At 40.4% G+C, this 17289-nt stretch carries 17 protein-coding genes; 16 read left to right on the top strand and 1 reads right to left on the bottom strand.

Going from position 1 to position 17289, the window contains the following annotated elements:
* Positions 1-164: 164 nt before the first annotated feature.
* The 16 genes from folE (at position 165) to HCJ55_RS00720 (ending at position 14879) form a co-directional block, all read left to right on the top strand.
* Positions 165-734, top strand: coding sequence for a GTP cyclohydrolase I FolE (gene folE / locus HCJ55_RS00795; RefSeq protein WP_008948265.1), 570 nt, complete (start codon positions 165-167; stop codon positions 732-734).
* Positions 735-792: 58 nt separating this feature from the next.
* Positions 793-1560 (top strand): heptaprenyl diphosphate synthase component 1, encoded by a 768-nt coding sequence (locus tag HCJ55_RS00790; protein WP_185516651.1) that lies wholly within the window; start codon positions 793-795, stop codon positions 1558-1560.
* 22 nt (positions 1561-1582) lie between these two features.
* Complete coding sequence (gene menG / locus HCJ55_RS00785; RefSeq protein WP_003726790.1) at positions 1583-2296, top strand: demethylmenaquinone methyltransferase; 714 nt, start codon at positions 1583-1585, stop codon at positions 2294-2296.
* Between the two features lie 10 nt (positions 2297-2306).
* Entirely contained in the window at positions 2307-3272 is a 966-nt protein-coding gene (gene hepT, locus HCJ55_RS00780; protein WP_185516914.1) for a heptaprenyl diphosphate synthase component II, read from the top strand.
* An 18-nt stretch (positions 3273-3290) separates the two neighbouring features.
* Positions 3291-3734, top strand: coding sequence for a nucleoside-diphosphate kinase (ndk, locus tag HCJ55_RS00775; RefSeq protein ID WP_061388095.1), 444 nt, complete (start codon positions 3291-3293; stop codon positions 3732-3734).
* 204 nt (positions 3735-3938) lie between these two features.
* Complete coding sequence (gene aroC / locus HCJ55_RS00770; RefSeq protein ID WP_185502018.1) at positions 3939-5105, top strand: chorismate synthase; 1167 nt, start codon at positions 3939-3941, stop codon at positions 5103-5105.
* Between the two features lie 2 nt (positions 5106-5107).
* Positions 5108-6205 carry a 3-dehydroquinate synthase gene (gene aroB / locus HCJ55_RS00765; RefSeq protein ID WP_185516649.1) on the top strand — a complete coding sequence of 366 codons (1098 nt, stop codon included), beginning with the start codon at positions 5108-5110 and terminating at the stop codon, positions 6203-6205.
* Positions 6202-6576: a chorismate mutase gene (gene aroH, locus HCJ55_RS00760; RefSeq protein ID WP_008948259.1), complete on the top strand. Its 375-nt coding sequence runs from the start codon at positions 6202-6204 to the stop codon at positions 6574-6576. The genes aroB and aroH overlap by 4 nt, the downstream gene beginning before the upstream one ends.
* A complete protein-coding gene (gene hisC, locus HCJ55_RS00755) occupies positions 6576-7658 on the top strand; it encodes a histidinol-phosphate transaminase (RefSeq protein ID WP_185503967.1) in 1083 nt (360 codons plus the stop codon). Before aroH ends, hisC begins: the two co-directional genes overlap by 1 nt.
* A 20-nt stretch (positions 7659-7678) precedes the next feature.
* A complete protein-coding gene (locus tag HCJ55_RS00750; protein WP_008948257.1) occupies positions 7679-8782 on the top strand; it encodes a prephenate dehydrogenase in 1104 nt (367 codons plus the stop codon).
* 13 nt (positions 8783-8795) lie between these two features.
* Complete coding sequence (gene aroA, locus HCJ55_RS00745; RefSeq protein WP_185516647.1) at positions 8796-10082, top strand: 3-phosphoshikimate 1-carboxyvinyltransferase; 1287 nt, start codon at positions 8796-8798, stop codon at positions 10080-10082.
* Positions 10083-10211: 129 nt separating this feature from the next.
* Positions 10212-11465: a tetratricopeptide repeat protein gene (locus HCJ55_RS00740; protein WP_185503965.1), complete on the top strand. Its 1254-nt coding sequence runs from the start codon at positions 10212-10214 to the stop codon at positions 11463-11465.
* A gap of 35 nt (positions 11466-11500) precedes the next feature.
* Positions 11501-12046: a proteolytic degradation factor ReoY gene (gene reoY, locus HCJ55_RS00735; RefSeq protein WP_185502024.1), complete on the top strand. Its 546-nt coding sequence runs from the start codon at positions 11501-11503 to the stop codon at positions 12044-12046.
* 87 nt (positions 12047-12133) lie between these two features.
* On the top strand, positions 12134-12730 hold the full coding sequence (locus tag HCJ55_RS00730; protein WP_008948253.1) for a DUF1405 domain-containing protein: 597 nt from the start codon (positions 12134-12136) through the stop codon (positions 12728-12730).
* A gap of 85 nt (positions 12731-12815) precedes the next feature.
* Positions 12816-13499, top strand: a complete 684-nt coding sequence (locus HCJ55_RS00725) for a zinc metallopeptidase (RefSeq protein WP_185516645.1) — start codon at positions 12816-12818, stop codon at positions 13497-13499.
* Positions 13500-13613: 114 nt separating this feature from the next.
* Positions 13614-14879, top strand: a complete 1266-nt coding sequence (locus tag HCJ55_RS00720; protein WP_185516643.1) for a BaiN/RdsA family NAD(P)/FAD-dependent oxidoreductase — start codon at positions 13614-13616, stop codon at positions 14877-14879.
* 45 nt (positions 14880-14924) lie between these two features.
* Here the strand turns inward: HCJ55_RS00720 and pflB are convergent, their stop codons facing one another.
* Entirely contained in the window at positions 14925-17204 is a 2280-nt protein-coding gene (gene pflB, locus HCJ55_RS00715) for a formate C-acetyltransferase (protein WP_185502026.1), read from the bottom strand.
* Between the last annotated feature and the right edge of the window lie 85 nt (positions 17205-17289).

Below are 17289 nucleotides of genomic sequence, written 5' to 3'. Positions count from 1 at the left end.
TGCCCATTTTTACTGGGTTTTCTGTTTTAGAAATAGGGAATATAATTACGAAAGCAAAAAAACCCTATTATTATCACTAATTCAAGCAAATTAAATTTACCTTGAAGTTCGGCTGTGTTAAGATATACAAGGTATATAATGCTAAAAAGATAGGGGAATTAAGGATGGAGCAAATAGACAAACAAAAGATTGCTGACGCGGTAAAAGTTATTTTAGAAGCAGTAGGAGAAAATCCAGAACGTGAAGGACTGATTGATACACCAATGCGAGTAGCTCGTATGTATGAGGAAGTATTTTCTGGACTTAAAAAAGACCCTTCTGTTCATTTCGATACTATTTTTGAAGAACAACATGAAGAATTAGTGCTTGTGAAAGACATTCGTTTTTCGTCTATGTGTGAACATCATCTTGTCCCTTTTTTCGGAGTAGCTCACGTTGCTTACTTGCCACAAAATGGAAGAGTTGCTGGACTTAGCAAACTTGCACGCGTGGTAGATGATGTGAGTCGCCGTCCTCAATTGCAAGAACGTATTACAACGAACGTTGCAGAAATTATGATGGACAAACTAAAACCACTTGGTGTGATGGTCATTATGGAAGCAGAGCATATGTGCATGACAATCCGCGGTGTCAATAAACCTGGAACAAAAACAATTACAAGTGCTGTTCGTGGTGCTTTTAAAAATGACGATAAGCTTAGAAGTGAAGTTTTGGCTTTAATTAAGCATAATTAAATATCCTTTATGGTATAATTTATTTTACGTAATAAGGAGATTCAAAGGGGATTGTTAAATGACTTATCAGGCAAGAGAGGCTGGGCTAAAGGAAGTGGAGCAGTTGGTACATGAGCAAGCAGTCTATCAGTATTTACAAGAGAATAATGAAGGCGGGCAAATGGACAAAGATCAAATGCTATTTCTTCATGAAGCGATTTCTGGCTCTGATTTGACTGATGCAGCAGCATATCGCGTCGTTAGTGCAACGCTGTACATGATTTTAGCGCATGATACACATGAAAAAATCGATGAGCCGGGTGATGTTGTAAAGCTCACTCGCAAAGAGCAAGAGCTGACGGTTCTAGCTGGAGATTTTTATAGTGCTCTCTATTACCGCACGCTTGCTGAATTAGAAATGATTCCACTACTGCGGGCTTTGCAAAGTGGTGTACAAGAAACAAATACAGCAAAAACCAATATTTACCAATTACATGTAGCGACAGATGAAGAATATCTATCTCAGCTTACTATGACGAATGCGGCGATTTTTGCCAAGTTTGCGAAGTACTTTATGAAAGATGAAACTTTTATCTCGCTTGGTTGCCAGTTCTTTTTACTTAAAAGACTTCAAATGGAACTTGCTACTTACAAGGAAATTGGTGCGTCTAGATTGAAGCGGGCGTTTGATCATGGTTATTTTGCGAAAGAAGCTGTAACTAATTTTGAAAGTTGGCTAGTAGCGATTATTCGTGATGTGAAAAGTGAAGTGGAACGACTAAAAGAGAAGTCCGAGCCGCTTTCTAATATACTGGAAAAAAGAATCATCGAAGTTCTTAACGACTGATAAATAGAAGGAGATTCGGGATATGACGGAAACTAAAGAAGAAAAAGTACATAAAGTATTTGAGAAAATTTCCCCCAGTTATGACCGAATGAATAGTGTAATTAGTTTTAAACTACATGTGAAATGGCGCAAAGAAACAATGAAGCTAATGCGTGTTCAAAAAGGGACGAATGTTCTTGATGTCTGCTGTGGAACGGCAGATTGGTCGATTATGATGGCGGAAGAAATTGGCCCAGAAGGTCATGTGACAGGGCTTGATTTTAGTGAAAATATGCTGAAAGTTGGTCGCGAGAAAGTGAAGGAGGCGGATTTGCATAATGTGGAACTTATTCACGGGAACGCAATGGAATTACCTTTTCCGGATAATAGTTTTGATTATGTGACGATTGGTTTTGGGCTTCGAAATGTACCGGATTATATGCAAGTGTTGCGTGAAATGTACCGTGTGTTAAAACCGGGTGGACAGCTTGCGTGTATCGATACGTCGCAACCAAATATTCCCGGATGGAAACAAGTGTTTAATGCGTATTTCCGTTACGTGATGCCTGTTTTCGGGAAGTTTTTTGCGAAAAGTTATAAAGAATATAGCTGGTTACAAGAATCAACGCGTGAGTTTCCAGGAATGGCACGACTTGCGGAAATGTTTCAAGAAGCCGGATTTTCATACGTAAGATATATTTCACACAGTGGCGGCGCAAGTGCAACCCACTTTGGATTTAAAAAGAAGGAACAATAAGGTGGCAAGCATGAAACTTAACTTTTTATATGCAAATATGCAAAAAGACATTGACTCAGTTGAAAAAGAACTTAAAAAAGCTCTTTCTGGCGCAGCTGCAGACACAACTTCGGATGCGGCACTCCATTTGTTAGAAGCAGGCGGGAAACGAATTAGACCGATGTTCGTTTGTTTATCTGCTAGACTTGCTGCGGAGGCCGATTTTGATGCAGTGAAAAACGCGAGTGTGGCAATTGAACTCATTCATATGGCATCGATTGTGCATGATGATGTGGTGGATGATGCTGATTTAAGACGTGGACGCGAGACAATTAAATCGAAGTGGGGCAACCATATTGCGATGTATACCGGCGACTTTTTGTTTGCCAAGTCACTTGAGTATATGACGGAAATTAAAGATGTTGCCGCGCATAAAATGTTATCGCATGTTACCGTAGAACTTTCTACTGGTGAAATCGAACAGTTAAAAGATAAATACAATTTTGATCAAAGTGTGCGTAATTATTTGCGACGCATTAAACGGAAAACAGCCTTACTCATCGCAGCTAGTTGCGGACTTGGTGGCGTTGTCTCTGGTCAAAGTGAAGCAGATTATCAGAAGTTATATCGTTTTGGTTATTATGTTGGCATGGCGTTTCAAATTACGGATGATGTACTTGATTTTGTTGGAACAGAAAAAGAACTCGGTAAACCAGCTGGGGAAGACTTGAGACAAGGAAATGTAACGTTGCCCGTATTTTTCGCAATGGAAGATCCTTTTCTTAAAAAACGCATCAGCCAAATAACTGAGGAAACTCCAGCAGAAGAAATTGTGGTTTTAGTGGAAGAAGTAAAGAAAGCGGGCGCCCAAAAGGCCGAAGATATCGCAACAGCTTACTTAAAAAAAGCTGTAGCAATACTCGATTCGTTGCCGCAAGTGCCTGAATTAAAACCACTGAAGCAAATCGTTCGTGTTTTAGATAAAAGAAATTATTAACGTGAGGGAGGATTCTATATGGAACAAACTTATGTAATGGTTAAGCCGGATGGTGTGGAACGAGGACTTATTGGTGAAATTGTAACAAGAATTGAGCAAAAAGGCTTGAAGCTTGTTGCTGGAAAATTAATGCAAATTGACCGCGAACTAGCAGAGAAACATTATGCGGAACATATTGGAAAACCTTTTTTCGAGGATTTAATTGGCTTTATCACTTCTGGACCTGTATTTGCGATGGTGTTAGAAGGCGACGGGGCGATTACGACTGCGCGCCGAATGATGGGGAAAACGAATCCATTAGAAGCGGATCCCGGAACTATTCGCGCGGATTATGCGATACATACTAATCGAAATGTGATTCATGGTTCGGATAGCCCAGAAAGTGCGAAACGGGAAATTCAACTATTTTTTGAACCGCATGAAATTTTAAGTTATCAAAAAGCAATCGACACTTGGATTTAACATAGCTCAGAGTTTAGGGAAACCTAGGCTCTTTTTTCATAGAGAAATTACCATTTAATGCGGTTTTTTGGTAAGATGAAAGAATGAAACTAAAGTATTGTGTTCTCGCTTGGCATATGTTAAGATATTACACATATACTTTAAAGCGCTAAAATATAAACGCTAGAAATACCTAGCTGAAATAGAAAAAGGAGAGATGAGCAGATGAGATACTTAACGGCAGGAGAATCACACGGACCGGGGCTTACAACAATTATTGAAGGGTTACCAGCAGGAATGCCTCTACTTGCAGAAGACGTAAATAAAGAACTAAAAAGAAGACAAGGTGGACATGGTCGAGGAGCGCGGATGCGTATTGAAAAAGACCAAGTACAAATCACGGCTGGAATTCGTCATGGTAAAACATTAGGCGCACCGGTTGCGATGTTTGTTGAAAATAAAGATTGGAAACATTGGGAAACGGTTATGAGTATTGAACCAGTCCCAGAAAAAAATGAAAAATCTCGTCGCGTATCCCGTCCACGTCCTGGACATGCGGATTTAGTTGGCGGCATGAAATATGGTCATAACGATATGCGTAACGTACTAGAACGTTCTAGCGCGCGTGAAACGACTGTCCGCGTGGCAGCAGGAGCAGTAGCGAAAAAACTATTACATGAACTAGGTATTGAAGTTGCCGGCCATGTACTTGAAATTGGCGGGACTCGTGTGAATTTAACACGTGATTACGCGGTTGCAGAAATCCAAGAAACATCCGAAGCTTCCCCAGTTCGTTGTTTAGATGGCGTGGCTGCAGAAGAAATGATGCAAAAGATTGATGACGCGAAGAAAAATGGCGACACAATTGGCGGAATTGTCGAAGTTGTTGTTGGCGGCGTGCCAGCTGGACTTGGTAGTTACGTGCAATGGGACAAAAAATTAGATGCGAAAATTGCTCGAGCGATTGTAAGTATTAATGCATTTAAAGGTGCTGAATTCGGTGTCGGTTTTGAGGCAGCTAGAAAACCTGGTAGCGAAGTGATGGATGAAATTTTATGGAGTAAAGAAGATGGCTACACTAGACGTACAAACAATCTTGGTGGTTTCGAAGGCGGAATGACAAATGGTATGCCAATCGTTGTTCGCGGCGTAATGAAGCCAATCCCAACTTTATACAAACCACTGCAAAGTGTTGATATTGATTCTAAAGAAACATTTAATGCCAGTGTAGAACGTTCGGATAGTTGTGCAGTACCTGCTGCAAGCGTGGTAGCTGAAGCTGTTGTCGCTTGGGAAGTTGCTGTCGCTGTTTTAGAAAAATTTGATGGTGATCGTTTTGATACGCTTAAAAAACATGTGGAGGAACACCGAAACTTAACGAAGGAGTTTTAAACATGCCAGAAATTACAGTCCGTGCTAAAAGTAAAACATATCCAGTATATATTAATGAATTTGCACTTGAAGACGTCCGGGAAAAATGGACAGAGAGCCTAGCTAAGTTTTCTCACGTGTTTGTCTTAACGGATGGACACGTGGCGGAACTTCATAAAGCGAAACTTGATGCGGTTCTCGCTGATTTACCTGTAGTCACTTATTATGTGGCACCAAACGGTGAAGAAGCGAAAACGTTCCGTGTGTATGAAGACGTGATGACAAAAATGATTGAAACAGGGCTAGATCGTAAAGCTGTTTTAATTGCCTTTGGTGGAGGCGTTATTGGTGATTTAGGTGGTTTTGTCGCTGCTACTTATATGAGAGGGATTCCGTTTTATCAAGTTCCTACGACGGTTCTCGCGCATGATAGTGCGGTTGGTGGCAAGGTCGCAATTAATCATCCACTTGGCAAAAACATGATTGGTAACTTTTATCAGCCAGAAGCGGTCATTTACGATACGCAGTTTTTTGCTACTTTACCAGAACGGGAAATGCGCTCTGGTTTTGCGGAAATGATTAAACATGCACTCATTAGTGACCAGACGTTGTTACGTGCTTTAATGGATACCTTTACGGAGCCGAAAGACTTTTATACGAAGGATTTGACGCCATTTTTACAGCGCGGTATTGAAATTAAAGCGAATATTGTTGCGCAGGATGAAACTGAGCAAGGGGTGCGCGCATTTTTGAATTTTGGTCATACATTTGGCCACGCCTTAGAAGCTTATGGAAACTTTGGCAAATGGCTGCACGGCGAGGCGATTACTTACGGGATGATTTATGCGCTCGCGATGAGTGAGACGGTTTACGGACTGGATTTTGATTTAGCAGAGTTTAAAACGTGGTTAGGCCAGTTAGGTTATGATACGACTTTTGACGCGACCGTTCCTTTTAGCAAGATACTGGAAAATATGCGCCATGATAAAAAAACAACTTTTAATGAAATAAGCATGGTTTTACTGGAAGAAATTGGTAAACCGGTGATTTTTAAAGCAGAAGAGGAATTGATTTTTGAAACATATAAACGTGTGATGCGAAATGGAGGGGATATATTTTGAGAGCGATTCGTGGGGCAACAACAATAGAACATAATACAGCAGAAGAAATTTATGCAGCAACGAAAGAATTATTTGAGGAAATTTTAACTCAAAATGAGATAACGGATAGTGAGCAACTGACGTCGGTTATTATTACGGTGACAGAAGATATTTTTGCTGCTTTTCCAGCGAAGGCTGTGCGTGAAACGGCTGGCTTTGAACTTGTTCCTGTGATGGGAATGCAGGAAATTCCAGTGCCAAATTCGCTTTCAATGTGTATTCGTTTCATGGTATTCACAGATTTACATAAGCCACTCGCAGCCATTAACCATGTCTACTTAAGAGGAGCAAAAGTGCTACGCCCAGATTTAGTAAAAGAGGAGGATGCGTAATGAAATGGAAAAAATCTCTTGCAGGTCTATCTTCTTATAAACCTGGGAAACGCGAAGAAGAAGTGATGGCAGAACTTGGTTTAACGAAAATTACCAAACTATCATCCAACGAAAACCCGCTAGGAACTTCTCCAAAAGTGGCGGCGCTTCAAGCTAATTCTAGCGTGGAGACAGAAATTTATCCTGATGGCTGGGCTTCTAGCTTACGTAAAGAAGTGGCTGATTTTTATCAATTGGAAGAAGAAGAATTGATTTTTACAGCTGGTGTGGATGAATTGATTGAGCTGTTGACGCGGGTTTTACTTGATACGACGAAAAATACGGTTATGGCGACACCGACATTTGTGCAGTATCGTCAAAATGCGTTAATTGAAGGCGCGGAAGTAAGAGAAATTCCACTTCTTGAGGACGGTGCGCATGATTTAGATGGTATGTTGAACGCGATTGATGAAAACACGACGATTGTTTGGATTTGTAATCCGAATAACCCGACTGGGAATTATATTGAGCTAGCGGATATTGAAGCATTTTTAGCTAAAGTACCGAGCGATGTACTGGTTGTTTTAGATGAAGCGTATATTGAATATGTGACACCACAGCCTGAGAAACACGAAAAACTAATTCGCACTTATAAAAATTTAATTATTACCCGGACTTTTAGTAAAATTTATGGTTTGGCAAGTGCGCGTGTTGGTTATGGTATTGCGGATAAAGAAATTATCAACCAACTGAATATTGTTCGTCCGCCATTTAATACAACGAGTATTGGTCAAAAATTAGCGATTGAAGCAATTAAGGATCAAGCTTTTATTGACGCATGCAGAACTTCTAATGCCAATGGAATTAAACAATACGAAGCGTTCGCGAAACGTTTTGAGCAAGTGAAACTATATCCGGCGAACGGTAACTTTGTTTTAATAGATTTAGGAATCGAAGCGGGAACTATTTTTAGCTACTTGGAAAAAAATGGCTATATAACTCGTTCTGGGGCAGCACTTGGTTTTCCAACAGCTGTTCGAATTACAATCGGAAAAGAAGCAGAAAATAGTGCGGTAATTGCACTTTTAGAAAAATTATTGTAAGTGTTTGGAGGCGTTTTTGAATGAAAGGGACGGTAGTTATTGTTGGGCTGGGGTTGATTGGTGGTTCTATTGCCCTTGCAATTAAAGCCAAACATCCAGAAGCGCATATCATCGGAATTGACGTTTCCTATCATTCGTTAGAAGTTGGGAAGTCTCTAGGTGTCATTGATGAAATTGGCGAAAGTATTTTAATAGATGGACCAAAAGCAGATTTACTTATTTTCTGTTGTCCTGTAAAAGAAACAGAACAATTACTCACACGCTTACCGGGACTTACTTTAAAGAAAAATGTGATTGTCACTGATACAGGCAGTACAAAAGGAACAATTATGGAAGCATCCACGGCGCTTCGGGAAAGTGGTATTACATTTATCGGCGGTCATCCAATGGCAGGCTCGCATAAAAGTGGTGTCCGCGCTGCTAAAGAATTGCTGTTTGAAAATGCCTATTACTTGTTAACACCAACGAAAGATGTCGCAGAAGACAAAGTCGCGGAGCTTAGAACGTGGCTGTCTGGAACAAATGCTAAATTTTTAGTGTTATCACCGAATGAGCATGATGAAATTACAGGGATGCTAAGCCATTTACCGCATATTGTGGCGGCGGCTTTAGTTAATCAGACGCAAAGTTTTACAGAAGAACATCCAGCTGCATTTCGACTGGCGGCAGGAGGCTTTCGTGATATCACGCGAGTTGCTTCTTCTGATCCGAGAATGTGGACGGACATTTCTATCAGCAACCAAAAAACGTTAACGAAACAGCTGACAATTTGGCGAGATAGTATGAACCAAGCGCTTGAAATGCTCGAAAGTGAAGATGCTACTTCGATTTATGCCTTTTTTGATGGCGCAAAAGAATTTCGCGATTCCTTGCCCGTTCATCAAGGTGGAGCAATTCCAGCGTTTTACGATTTATTTGTCGATGTACCAGATTATCCAGGTGTCATTTCGGAAGTGACGCGATATTTGGGTGAGGAAGAAATTAGTTTAACGAACATCAAGATTTTGGAAACACGCGAAGATATTTTCGGTGTGTTACAAATTACTTTCCAATCAGATGAAGACAGGGACCGGGCAAAACGTTGCATTGAAACGAGAAGTAACTATACATGCCATTACGAATAGGAGCGAAATGACGATGAAATTAATTACAAATAAACAAGGGCTGGTTGGTGCAATCACAGTCCCTGGAGATAAATCGATGTCCCACCGCAGCATTATGTTTGGGGCAATTGCAGAAGGAAAAACGGTCATTCGTCATTTCTTACGTGCAGATGATTGCCTTGGAACTATTAAAGCTTTTAAAGCCTTAGGTGTGAAAATTGAGGAAACCGATGAAAAAATTATTGTTCATGGTACTGGCTTTGATGGCTTAAAACAAGCGGATGGTCCTCTTGATATTGGTAACTCGGGCACAACAATTCGCTTAATGATGGGGATTTTAGCAGGACAAGACTTTGATACTGTCATTTTAGGCGATGAATCAATTGCAAAACGACCAATGAACCGCGTGATGCTTCCACTACAACAAATGGGTGCCAAAATGCACGGTAAAGATGGTTCTGAATTTGCGCCAATTACAATCGTTGGCAAGCAAACGCTAAAACGAATGGAATATCATATGCCAGTTGCTAGTGCACAGGTGAAAAGTGCGATTATTTTCGCAGCATTGCAAGCAGAAGGTGAAACGATTATTCATGAAAAAGAAAAAACGCGTGACCATACCGAGCACATGATTCGCCAATTTGGCGGTGAAATTGAAATGGATGGTTTAACAATTCGCGTCAAAGGCGGCCAAAAATTCACTGGACAAGAAATGACCGTGCCAGGTGATGTTTCTTCCGCGGCATTCTTTATCGTGGCTGGTTTAATCACGCCAGGCAGCGAAATTGAACTAACGCATGTTGGCTTAAATCCTACTAGAACAGGGATTTTCGATGTCGTAGAACAAATGGGTGGCAGTTTAGAAGTAAAAGATTCCAGCAGAAGTACCGGGAAATTAGCAGGTACGGTTGTGGTTAAAACGAGCGAGTTAAAAGGAACAGAAATCGGTGGCGATATTATCCCTCGTTTAATCGATGAAATTCCGGTTATCGCACTTTTAGCAACGCAAGCAGAAGGAACGACAATCATTAAAGATGCGGCTGAATTAAAAGTCAAAGAAACGAACCGTATTGATGCTGTTGCTACGGAACTAAACAAAATGGGTGCCGATATTACGCCAACCGAAGACGGCTTAATTATCCGCGGGAAAACACCACTTCATGCGGCCAATGTAACAAGTTACGGCGATCACCGCATTGGGATGATGCTACAAATTGCTGCACTTCTTGTGGAGGACGGCGACGTGGAGCTAGAACGCCCAGAAGCAGTTTCTGTTTCCTACCCGACTTTCTTTGAAGATATTAACTCCCTTTTAAAATAATAATGACTACCAGTGCTGAGTGCGAAAACATCGGCGCTGGTATTTTATTTCAGAGAGGCAATCACTTTTTCTTATGAGCAAAGTAATGGTATAATAGAAAAACGACTTATTATTAAAGAAGGTGCCGAAATGGAATTAGCTAATAAAATGTTACATGCGTTAGAGCATGAAGATATGGTGCTTGCGAAAAAGTATTTTGATGAAGTAGTGCAAGCGGGAACAGATGAGGAACAATACTATTTAGCAGAAGAATTATTTGCACTAGGATTTTTAGATGAAACAGAAGATTTATATGAACTTCTGTTAGCTAAATACAAGGATGAAGGCGAATTGCTTGTCCGAGCAGCCGAGGTCGCACTTGAAAAAGACGATATCGACTCTGCGCAAGATTATTTAGAAAAAGTGAACAAAGAAGATGAAGCATATATTGAAAGTTTGCTCGTGTTAGCTGATTTGTATCAGATGCAAGGTTTGTTTGAAGTAAGTGAGCAGAAATTACTCGAAGCCAAACAAATCGCGCCAAATGAGCCGATTATTGATTTTGCACTAGGGGAATATTATTTATCGCAAGCGAGATTTGCGTCGGCGGTACAGTCTTATCAAACGGCTGTCGAAGCTGGGTTAACGATTATTTCGAACGGTGCTGTGTCCGTCTATGAACGGATTGCCGAAGCGTTTGCAGCTAGTGGGGCGTTTGAAGAAGCGTTATCTTACTATGAGCGCGCACTCGAAGACAAAGAGTCGGTCGATACACTTTTCGGGATGGGTTTAACGGCTTATCAGGCCAAAGATTACACGAAAGCGATTCACGCGCTGGAACATTTGCGCGAACACGATCCATCGTACACAACGCTCTATTCTTATTTAGCGAAAAGTTATGAAGAAAATGGCGAACCGGAAAAAGCGATTGCGGTACTCAAAGATGGTTTAACGCAAGATGAATTTAATAAAGAAATGTTCCTAGAAGCTGGGAAACTGGCTGTTACACTGCGTTTACCAGAAGAAGCAGAAGAATTTTATCGTCAGGCGATCGTGCTGGATGAGGAATATTCGGAAGCGATTATGCAACTGAACAAATTATTACTTGCGAAGGAAAACTATGAAGGGGTCATCGAATTAGTAGAAGGCCTTGGGGAAGAAGTTGTTTCCGAACCACAAATTTTCTGGGACGTAAGTGTTGCATATCAGGAAACAGAACAATATAATAAAGCAAAAGCAAATTATGAACTGGCTTATCCACATTTTACAAATAATCCTACGTTCTTAAAGGAATACGGTTTATTTTTAAGAGAAGAAGGCGAACACGCGAAATCACAAGAAATTTTGCGTAGCTATTTGGAACTTGAGCCAGAAGACACAGAGATTTTATCTTTAGTTGATTAAAGGCTAAAAAGAATACAGGAAGGGACTGAGGAAAGATGAAGGCATCCATTTCAATAGACGAGAAGAAAGATTTTATTCGCTGGTTTTTAAATAAACACCAGATGAAGACTAGAGAAGCAATGTGGGTTTTAAATTATATTGCTGGCCATGATCAAATTGTAAAATATGTTCATTTTGTTGATAATTTGGAAGGGTGTGCGCGTGGGCTTTCACTTAGTGCTCACGGCGTTGAATCCGAGCCGTTCCTATTTTTTAAAGGTAACATTATGACGACTGATCCAGAGAAAGCATTTCACGATATTCGTTTGAATTGGGACGAAGAGTTATATGTCGAACTTCATTTTGAAGAGGCAATGAGCTCTCCCGAATACGCACTTGTTCGTGAAGACAATCCTTTTACAGCGCTGAAACTTGCTGATGAGGAGAAGGAAATGGCGGACGCACTTATTTATCAATCGGTGCACCAATTTTCAAGAGAGAAATTATTGCAACAAATTGATGAGGCGCTTGATACACGTGATGAAGCAACTTTTCATAAGTTAGTTCGAATTTTACAGCAAATGGATACGGAAAAAGAATAAGGGATAAATCCTAGTGAGTAGGGAAATGGTGTGAAAGTCGCGTTGTTTCCTTGCTTTGCTAGGATTTTTTTAAGGAGCTGGGATACATTGTTATATAGTTTGCTCGCAAATCGGGCCTTTTTACGAGTACTTTTTTTCGGGAATTTACTTGGAGCGATTTATGGATACATATGGTATTTACCGCAATTACAAATAACAGAGCCGCGTTTTTGGCTGTTTGTGCCAGATAGTCCAACGGCAATTCTGTTCTTTACTTTGGCGCTAGTTGCTTTTATTGGGAAAAAGCACTGGCCTTTGATGGAGGCGCTAGGATTTGTTTGTTTAGTGAAGTATGGTTTGTGGGCAGTTGGGATGAATATTTTTTATATGGTTGATCAAGGGATGCTAGTTTGGGGCTCTGTGGTGTTAATTTTGACGCATGGTTTTATGGCAGTGGAAGGTATTCTTTATGCACCGTTTTATCGTTTTCGGATTGGTCATTTTATGATTGCAGCTGTTTGGGTATTTCATAATGATGTCATTGATTATTTATTTGGGCAAATGCCGATTTATATGGGACTTGAAAAATTCTTGCCGGAAATTGGCTACGCGACTTTTTGGTTAACGGTTGCGGTTTTGTGGTTTGTATATGAAAAAACCATAAAAAAAGGTCACCTTACATTAGAATTTCCTCATGATGAGTGAAAGAGGTTGAGTCTTAGTGGTAGTTAATTTATACTAAGAGATAAGGATATTCACTGAAAAAAAGTAGTAGGAGGAAGATGATTAGATGTCGTTTAGTCAGTATATTATTTATTTTATTATCGTCGCGGCAATCCCACTTTGGGCACAATATCGGGTAAAAACTACCTATGCACATTATTCCAAAGTTGGTGTAGCAAACGGTTTAACTGGTGCCGAGGTTGCACGTCGTATTTTGGATACAAATGGATTAACGAATGTTCCTGTTCATGAAACAAAAGGAATGTTAAGTGACCATTATGATCCTCGAAAAAAAGCGGTTTTTCTTTCTGAAGCTAACTTCCGCGGGCGTTCTATCGCCGGGGCAGCAGTCGCAGCCCATGAAGTAGGACACGCGATACAAGATCAACAAGATTATGCGTTTATGCGTTTTCGTTCGGCGCTTGTTCCGATAACGATGTTTAGCTCCAATATTTCATGGGTGTTCTTGATTATCGGAATGCTCGCAAACTTTGCTAGTTTCATGTTACTAGGGATTATTTTGATGGCAGTGGGCGTACTATTCCAATTAATTACATTGCCAGTTGAATTTGACGCTAGTAAACGAGCACTCGCTCAATTAGAGAGCGGCGGACTGGTTGCATCATCAGAACTTCCACAAGCGAAAAAAGTACTAAGTGCCGCTGCAATGACGTATGTTGCTGCGATGGCTGTAGCTGTACTGGAACTTCTAAGATTACTACTTATTTTTACGAATATGAATCGAAATTAGATTTTAAAAAACAGACCTGAGAGCTTTCTCGGGTTTTTGTTTGGTGAAAAAGGCTTGGCAGTGAACGCAATGCTTGCTATACTTATACTCGGATAAAAACAAAGGAGCGGGACAATGGATTATGATGTAATTGTCATTGGTGGCGGACCATCAGGACTTATGGCGGCTATCAGTGCAGCCGAGAAAAATAAACGAGTACTATTAATTGAAAAAGGGCCGAAACTGGGACGTAAATTAATTATGTCAGGTGGCGGACGTTGTAATGTAACGAACAGACGACCAGCAGAAGAAATTATAAAGCATATTCCAGGCAATGGTCGCTTTTTATATAGTGCGTTTCATGCGTTTGATAATGAAGATATTATTCGCTTTTTTGAGAAACTAGGTGTGGCTCTAAAAGAGGAAGACCACGGCAGAATGTTCCCTGTATCGAATAGCGCACGTTCTGTTGCCGAGGCGATGATTCAGCGGATGGAAAAGCTTGGCGTAAAAATCTACATGCAAACAGCTGTAAAACAAGTTGATTACGAGGATGGACATGTTAAAGGTGTGACGCTCAAAGACGGCCAAGAGATTTCAGCTAGCGCGGTAATTGTCGCAGTTGGCGGTAAATCTGTTCCTCGGACAGGCTCGACTGGTGACGGATACGCTTGGGCGAAAAAAGCGGGACATACTATCACAGAGCTATATCCGACAGAAGTGCCGATTACATCCAGCGAACCTTTTATTAAGCAAAAAGTGTTACAAGGGACGTCGCTTCGAGATATTTCACTATCGGTTTTAAATGCAAAAGGCAAGCCGATTATTACCCATCAAATGGATATGATTTTCACGCACTTTGGTGTATCAGGACCAGCAGCGCTTCGTTGTAGCATGTTTGTGCTTCGCGAATTAAAGAAAACGGGCGCGGGTACGGTGAAGATGCGTCTTGATTTATTCCCGAATGTGTCAGCTGGGGAACTTGCAAAAGATGTGTATAAATTATTAGAGGAAAATCCGAAGAAAGCATTGAAAAATTCTTTAAGTTCGCTTTTACAAGAGAAAATGTTGTTGTTTTTACTTGAAAAAGCAGAACTAGATGAAACGGCTGAATATAAACAAGTGAGTCCGAAAAAAATCGAGCAGTTTATTCAGTTATTAAAAGATTTCACTTTTGAGGTGAATGGTACGCTTGATTTTGAAAAGGCATTTGTAACTGGTGGTGGGGTTTCTGTGAAGGAAATCAAGCCGAAAGAGATGCAGTCGAAGTTGATGGAAGGACTATTTTTCTGTGGGGAAATACTTGATATCAATGGTTATACAGGCGGATATAATATTACTTGCGCGCTAGTGACTGGACATACGGCAGGAGCTTACGCAGCGGAAGTTTCGAACGCATAAAAAAAGTACCAAATCTGTTTTTCGCAGATTTGGTACTTTTTTATTTTAACCGATTAATTTTTCGTGGAACATTCTTTGGCAAAGTTCCATTTTTTGTTCTTCGTTTAGATCTTTGGTGTTTAAGCAGTAGCCGCTGATACGTAAGATTACTGGGATGCCGGCTTTGATTTTTTCGATTACTTCTTCGTGGTTAAGAACGTTCAAGTTGATATGTTGTCCGCCTTTTGTAAAGTAACCGTCAAGAATACCAACTAGGTTATGATGTTGTTCTTCGGTTGTTTTACCGAACATTTTTGGAGCTCCTTGGATAGTTAAGGAAATTCCGTCATTAGCATAGTGGAATGGTAATTTAGAAAGACTTGCAAGGTTATCTAAGAAACCACCTTTTGCTTTGTTTGAAGGGTTTGCTCCTGGGCTGAAGAATTCTGGTTCTTTGATGATTTTACCATTTTCATCGAATACAGGTCCTTTATGCACTGGGGAGTTACCACATTGTTTAGAGTAAGCAACGTTAGAAGTGATTGTTAGAACAGAAACGGTTGCTTCGCTATCTTTGTAAAGTTTATGGGAGTCTAGTTTGTCTTTGAACATTTTAAGGACCATTACAGCGATGTCATCGGCACGGTCGTCATTTTCACCGTAACGAGGGAAGTCGCCTTCTACTTCATAGTCATATACAAAGCCATCTTCGTCGCGGATAGTTTTTACTTTGGCGTGTTTAATCGCACTTAGGCTATCTACAACGTTAGCGAATCCACAAATACCGAAGCCCATGTTGGCTGTTACTTTGGATGGTAAGAAGGCCATTTGCATACTTTCGTAGTTGTATTTGTCTGTCATAAAGTGAATGATGTTCATTGCATCAACGTATGTGTCTGTTAACCAGTCCATTGATTTATCGAATTTTTCTAGTACTTCTTCGTATCCAAGGTATTCGGTTGTAATTGGTTCTACAACGTTGAATACTTGGTTTTTGTGAAGGTCATCTTTACCACCATTGATTGCGCCAAGAAGACATTTAAGGACGTTAACACGAGCACCGAAATATTGTAGGTTATGTGTTTCGCCTTTGTCTTTGTCTGCTTCTGGGTTCAGTGGGCTAACACAACAGCTGATACATTGCATATCGCCGTAGCCTTCTTCTTGCATTAATTTATCATTTTCGTATTGAATGGAGGAATGTTTCACGCTCATTTTCATACAATATTCTTTAAAGCTTTCAGGTAAACGAGCATCCCAAAGGACAGTTAAGTTAGGTTCTGCGGAGTTTCCTAAGTTATCTAGGCAGTGTAAGAAACGATAATCTGTTTTTGTCACACGATGACGACCGTCTGCGCCCATACCAGCCATAGAAGTTGTAACGAAAGTAGGGTTGGAAGCGTAAAGTTCGTTATAACCATCTGTTCTTGCAAAACGGACCATTCGTAATTTAAGCGTTAATTGTTCGATTAATTCTTGTGCATCGAATTCGGTGATAATGCCTTTTTCTAAATCGCGTTGGATGTAGATATCAAGGAAAATCGGAATACGACCGAATGAGCTTGCAGCACCGTTTGCTTGTTTGATAGAAGCAAGGTAGCCCATGTAAGTCCATTGTACAGCTTCGGTTGCATTTTCAGCTGGACGACCAAGTTCTAGACCGTATTCATTACCTAAAACGATTAAGTCTTTAAGTGCTTTGATTTGTAACCAAATTTCTTCACGTAGACGAATATTTTCATCAGAAGAAATGGCAATTTTTTTCAAGTCTTGTTGTTTTTCAGCGATTAAACGATCTACGCCGTATAGAGCTGGTTTTTGGTATAAGCCGATGATTCTTCCGCGTGAGTATGCATCTGGAAGGCCACTAACGATATGGGAGTGACGCGCACGTTTGATATCGTCTGTATATGCTCTAAAAATACCATCATTTGCAGTCGAGCGATTTTTTACGTAAAAGTCGTGTAATTCTTGGTCGATGGAATAGCCGTTGTCAGTTAAACATTGTTCCGCAGTTCTAAGACCGCCGTTTGGCATAAATGCTAATTTGAATGGTTTATCTGTTTGTAAACCAACGATGACTTCATTTTCTTGGTCAACATAGCCTGCTTTGTGCGATGCAACGTTTGATACGATAGCGTTATCCATATCGAGCACGCCACCTTTTGCATCCATTTCTTCTACTAGTTTATTTATTTTTTCATTTAGTTTAGTTGTTCTTGGTGTACTTTTTTCTAAGAAGCTTTCGTCGCCATCGTAAGGAGTGTAGTTATCTTGGACGAATTGTCCTACACTAATGCTTTCTTGCCATGCGGTTCCTTTAAAACCATCCCATGCTTTTGTCATTATAATTTCCTCCTTCAATTGTGTTCCTTTTCACTTAAAGCCAGAAACTAGTCTTTAGAATCTTTCTTCATTGAACAGCATACTC

It is taken from the genome of Listeria marthii (genome assembly GCF_014227425.1).
GTDB classification, from domain to species: Bacteria; Bacillota; Bacilli; order Lactobacillales; family Listeriaceae; genus Listeria; species Listeria marthii.
This window is presented reverse-complemented; position numbering and strand designations above follow the sequence as displayed.

Coding starts and splice junctions, on each gene's coding strand:
- hisC (WP_185503967.1), top strand. CDS start 6,576: ATGAAATGGAAAAAATCTCTTGCAGGTCTATCTTCTTATAAACCTGGG.
- hepT (WP_185516914.1), top strand. CDS start 2,307: ATGAAACTTAACTTTTTATATGCAAATATGCAAAAAGACATTGACTCA.
- reoY (WP_185502024.1), top strand. CDS start 11,501: ATGAAGGCATCCATTTCAATAGACGAGAAGAAAGATTTTATTCGCTGG.
- HCJ55_RS00750 (WP_008948257.1), top strand. CDS start 7,679: ATGAAAGGGACGGTAGTTATTGTTGGGCTGGGGTTGATTGGTGGTTCT.
- ndk (WP_061388095.1), top strand. CDS start 3,291: ATGGAACAAACTTATGTAATGGTTAAGCCGGATGGTGTGGAACGAGGA.
- pflB (WP_185502026.1), bottom strand. CDS start 17,204: ATGACAAAAGCATGGGATGGTTTTAAAGGAACCGCATGGCAAGAAAGC.
- folE (WP_008948265.1), top strand. CDS start 165: ATGGAGCAAATAGACAAACAAAAGATTGCTGACGCGGTAAAAGTTATT.
- HCJ55_RS00720 (WP_185516643.1), top strand. CDS start 13,614: ATGGATTATGATGTAATTGTCATTGGTGGCGGACCATCAGGACTTATG.
- aroB (WP_185516649.1), top strand. CDS start 5,108: ATGCCAGAAATTACAGTCCGTGCTAAAAGTAAAACATATCCAGTATAT.
- aroA (WP_185516647.1), top strand. CDS start 8,796: ATGAAATTAATTACAAATAAACAAGGGCTGGTTGGTGCAATCACAGTC.
- HCJ55_RS00725 (WP_185516645.1), top strand. CDS start 12,816: ATGTCGTTTAGTCAGTATATTATTTATTTTATTATCGTCGCGGCAATC.
- aroC (WP_185502018.1), top strand. CDS start 3,939: ATGAGATACTTAACGGCAGGAGAATCACACGGACCGGGGCTTACAACA.
- HCJ55_RS00740 (WP_185503965.1), top strand. CDS start 10,212: ATGGAATTAGCTAATAAAATGTTACATGCGTTAGAGCATGAAGATATG.
- HCJ55_RS00790 (WP_185516651.1), top strand. CDS start 793: ATGACTTATCAGGCAAGAGAGGCTGGGCTAAAGGAAGTGGAGCAGTTG.
- menG (WP_003726790.1), top strand. CDS start 1,583: ATGACGGAAACTAAAGAAGAAAAAGTACATAAAGTATTTGAGAAAATT.